General features: G+C 69.5%; 3 protein-coding genes and 1 pseudogene. All 4 read right to left on the minus strand.

From position 1 onward, the window contains the following. The coding region (locus tag A5780_RS23470) for a cutinase family protein (protein WP_197521842.1) at positions 1-1105 on the minus strand (1105 nt) is incomplete at its 3' end. 222 nt (positions 1106-1327) lie between these two features. Next, a complete protein-coding gene (locus tag A5780_RS23475) occupies positions 1328-2425 on the minus strand; it encodes a lipase family protein (RefSeq protein WP_062969237.1) in 1098 nt (365 codons plus the stop codon). After that, on the minus strand, positions 2422-3663 hold the full coding sequence (locus tag A5780_RS23480; RefSeq protein WP_082976672.1) for a cutinase family protein: 1242 nt from the start codon (positions 3661-3663) through the stop codon (positions 2422-2424). The genes A5780_RS23475 and A5780_RS23480 overlap by 4 nt, the downstream gene beginning before the upstream one ends. Continuing rightward, positions 3660-4295: pseudogene (locus A5780_RS41235) on the minus strand (insoluble domain protein); the annotation flags it as partial. The gene A5780_RS23480 and the pseudogene A5780_RS41235, both read right to left, overlap by 4 nt.

Below are 4295 nucleotides of genomic sequence, written 5' to 3' on the forward strand. Positions count from 1 at the left end.
GGGTGCTGGTGTAGGCGGCGTGGTGGCCTGCGGTGTCGCTGTATTGGGTGTAGGTGGCCAGCTGGTAGAGCTGGTTGCCGTCAGTCACGGTGGAGGTGATGGCGTCGAATGCCTGGTTCACCCAGCCCAGCGCGGTGCGCGGCGGAATCAGGTCGGCGACCGCGCCGGCAAGTTTCGCGCCGAGGACGCCGAGGGCGGCGGCGGGGTTGGCCATGCCGACAGTGGCCAGCTCAGCAATGGTGGCCGGGGTGAACACCGTCTGCGCCACCGACACCACGGTGTTGAGGCCGATCGTGCCGATCCGGAACAGCGCCGCCAGCGCGTCGTCCGGGCCGGGCATCGGGGTGTTCGGGTCCGACGCTTCCGCTAGGCGTTGCCCCAGCGGTTTGGTCGGTTGGTAGCTCAGTTCGTCCAGGCTGTTGCCGGCGATGTCGTCGGTGACCACGCCGATCGCGGTTTTCCAGGTCGTGGCCGCCAAGGCTTGCGCGATGGTCGATATCGCCGCCACTGGATCACCGAGGTTCGATTGAGCAGCAATGTTTTTCACCGTTTGCGTCAGCGGCGAACCGGTGGGAGCGTCACAGGCCAGATCACCTGGTGCGCAGAGGTCGGCGACGCGACCGGCCAACAACCCGAATCCCGCGCTGTCGCTCGGGCTGATACCCACGCCGCTGCCTGGTGTGTTGGTGAGCCGGATCGACGCGACCGCTGCACCTGTGGTGCCGGGAGCCGGTGCGGGGGTGGTCTGTCCCGGCCGGCCGGGAAGAACATCACTGCCAGCTCGCCCTGGGTTGGCCAGCAGCGTGATCCCGGCAATGGAATCCGCGGCCACGGCGGCAGTGTTGTCACCGACCCGGTGGGCGAAATCGGTGACCGCTGCCGCGCCTTGTCCCCACCCGGCCGCCGCGAGCTTCGTTGTCGGACAACGATGAACGACCTCAGTGGCCTCGGATTCGAGTCGCTGCGCGGCGCTCGTGCTGGCTTGGTCGTAGGGTTGGGGCTCGCCGGTGTCGCTGTCTCCATAAGGGATGTAGAGACGTTGGACCAGCTCGCCGGCATTCGCCGCCAGGGGTGTGAACAGTTGGCCGAGGGCGCCGGTATCCACAGTCGGTGCTGTGTCGGTCGCCGACTCATCCGGTCCCTGAACCCCGAACACAAACAGCGCCGGACACCGGTCCCCGATCGGAACCGCCGGGTCAGCGGTCGCTACCTGGACGCCACCACCAGCGATCAACACAGCCCCCACCGCTGTCATGCACACCCGGCGAGCCAGGTTGCCGCGGCCGATTTTCCGGATGTTCCGGGTTTTGCTGTACCGCATCGCTTTTCACTCCTCACTCGGTCGTGCGAGGTAGTCGGCCAGGTGGGCGATGGTTTCGGTGATGGCGACGTGGGCGGTGTCGAGGTGTCCGCGGTCGTAGTTGCGCCAACTGACCTCGACCCCGGCTTCGCGGTAGGCCGACAGCAGGCGGGTGCTCTGGCCGATCGGCACCAGCGCGTCGCGGGCGCCGTGGTAGAGGTGTACCGGCACGCTCGGGACCTGGTCAACCGGGATGGTTTCGCGGGCCAGGACGTAATGCCACATGGGATCGGTCCACGGCTGTCCCCGGTCGCACCACTGCTCGATCGGACGCCGATACTGCGCGAGCAGCATGGGGGCACTGCGGGTTTCGGCTTCGGCGAGGACCTGTCGACCGTCGGCAGAGAGCACATGCCGCAGCGGCAGATGGTGGTAGGCGCGCGACAAGCCGATGAGGCCGGCCAGCACGAGCGCGGAAAACGGACCGGTGTTCAGCGATGCCACCAGCGCGCCGGGAACGGTGATGGTGGCACCGGCCGCGATCCCGCGCAGGTCAACCTGGGGTGCGTAGGCGCGGTGCCGTTGCGCCGCGACCGTGACCGCGCGAGCGCCGTCGGCATAACCCCACGCCACAACCGGTGAACTCTGTGTATTCAGTTCCTGGATTGAGGCGGTGGCGCGGGCGAGGTCGAGGGTATGGTGTGCTGCGGCGCGGGCGGCGAGGAAGGTGTGTGGGCCTTGGCCGGTGATGCCGAGGTTTTCCCCGTCCGGGACAGCGACGATCCACCCGCGTTCCAGCGCAGCGGTGATCGGTTCGGTGTCGGGTTCGGCACCGATGGCGAGCAGTCGAGACGGCGCGCATGCGCCGCCGAGTCCGTGAAAGCTCGGGCAGTACACCAGGATCGGGCCTGGCCCGAGTTCCGGATCGGTGTCGGGGGCGATCACGATGCCGGAGGCCGCGGTGAGTTCGCCGTGGCTGTCGGTGGAGGTGTAGAGCACCTGCCACGCCGCGCCTGCCCCGATCAGCCCGGGAGTATCGGTTGGGCGGATGCGCAGGATGCGGCCGGGCTCGATGGAATCGTGGAAGGTGGGCGGGGCGTAGAAGTCGGTGTCGGTGTCGTTCATGACTGGTGTCCTGCGGCGTCGTGGGCGATAGCGGTCATCCAGGCGACGCCGGAGGCGAGTTGGCCGCTGGCGAGGTAGCCGTTGTGGCGGGAGACGGTGTCGCCGTTGTGCACCCATACCGCCGGGTTGATCAGGTCGGCGTTGTCGGCGACCAGCTGGCCCCAGGCGGCGGCGAGTTGGCCGGCCAGCTTCGCCACGATGCCGAGCGGGTTCGCCACAGCGGCGGCGGTGATCTGATCCCATCGCTGAGCGGCTGCCTGCACCTGATCCGTGCCCGGTGCGGGGGTTCGGGGGTCGGCGGCGTCGATGAGTCGCTGCGCCAACGGTTTTCCCGGAAGGTAGTCGGCGTTGCCGGGGTCGGTGTGGAAGTCCTCGGCCAGCACGGTGGTCCACGCTCGCCCCATCGCCGTCGAGAACAACCCGTTGATCGACGTCAGGGCCGCGATCGGGTCGCGCAGGTCGGCTTGGGCGGCGATTTCCGCGCCGACGCGTAGCAGGGCAGCGTGGTCGGGCGCCGAGCAGGCCAGGTCGCCGTCGGTGCAAATATCAGCGACACGACCGGCAAGCGCGCCGTAGCCACTGCCGTTGGTGCCGATACCGCTACCGGCCGCGGGCGGGTTGAGGATCTGCACTGTGGCGACCGCAGCGCCTGATGTGCCCGGTGCGGGGTCCGGCACCGTCTGTCCCGGCCGGCCGGGAATGACCGGAGAGTTCGGGAGCCGGTCGGGGTTGGCGTAGAGCGCGATCCCGGCGATCTTGTCCGGCGAGACCGGTCCATTGCCGGCACCGACCTGCTGAGCGAATTGCGCCATCGCTTGGGCGCCTTGCGAATACGCCACACCTGCCAGCAACGTGCTGGGGCAGACGTTGGTGATGTCGGTAGCGGCGGCATCGAGGCCGGCCAGCGCGTCGGTCGCCGATTCTGCGTACGGTGCCTGTCCGCCGCCGGGAACGATGCCGCCGAACCCGGCTGGGTAGGGGATGGTGCTGTGTTGCACCAGGTCCGGGGCCGCGGCCTGGACCTGGGCCAGCAGTGCGCCGATCACTCCGGTGTCGGCGGTGGGATCGGGGTTCGATTGGCCGGTGCCTTGGATTCCGATCACGTACAACGCTGGGCAACCGGGGCCGATCGGCACGGCATCGGCTGCGCCGCTACCCAGGCCAGTCACCGCCGCGGCACACGCCGCGCTCACAGCGGCAGTTGCCAGCGATTTCAGAGTGAGCGTTACGACGGTCATGGCTGGCCCACCCCGACCCCGGCGCCGAATCCGGCACCGACGGTTCCGCCGGCCAACGCGCCCGCCAACGCGGCGGGAATACCCGCGACCGCAGCGCCCGCTGCCGCACCGGCCGCGGCACCGACCGCCGTGCCCGCGACGCCGGAGGTAACGGTGCCGACCAACGGCACCGGCACCACGGTTCCTACTGCGGCACCGGCGATTCCGCCGATCGTGCCACCGATCAGCCCACCCACGACCGCGCCCGCGGCCGCCACCGGTGCGCCGGCCACGACCGCTCCGGCCGCGCCGCCGAGCCCGGCACCAGCAAGAGTTGCGCCGCTGACCCGGTCCGAGCGCCCTGCCGGGATACCGATCGAGTCCAAAGCGGTGGCGACCTGAGCTTCGGCACCGGCCGCGGTGGTGTTGATGCAGTCACGTGCTTGGGGTGGAAGCCAATCCGGTGCCGGGGCCTGCCATTGACCGATACGGATCGTGTTGTCCGGCGGCGCAATCGGCGCGACCGGCGCCACCGGCTCGGGCAGATGCAAGTCTTGCACCTGCACCGGCGGTGCTGGGTCGTCGGCGGGTTCGGGGCGCGGGGTGGGCCCGTTGCGGACCTCGGGTGGCTGCTCGATATACACCGGCTGAGG

It is taken from the genome of Nocardia sp. 852002-20019_SCH5090214 (assembly GCF_001665865.1).
GTDB classification, from domain to species: Bacteria; Actinomycetota; Actinomycetes; order Mycobacteriales; family Mycobacteriaceae; genus Nocardia; species Nocardia nova.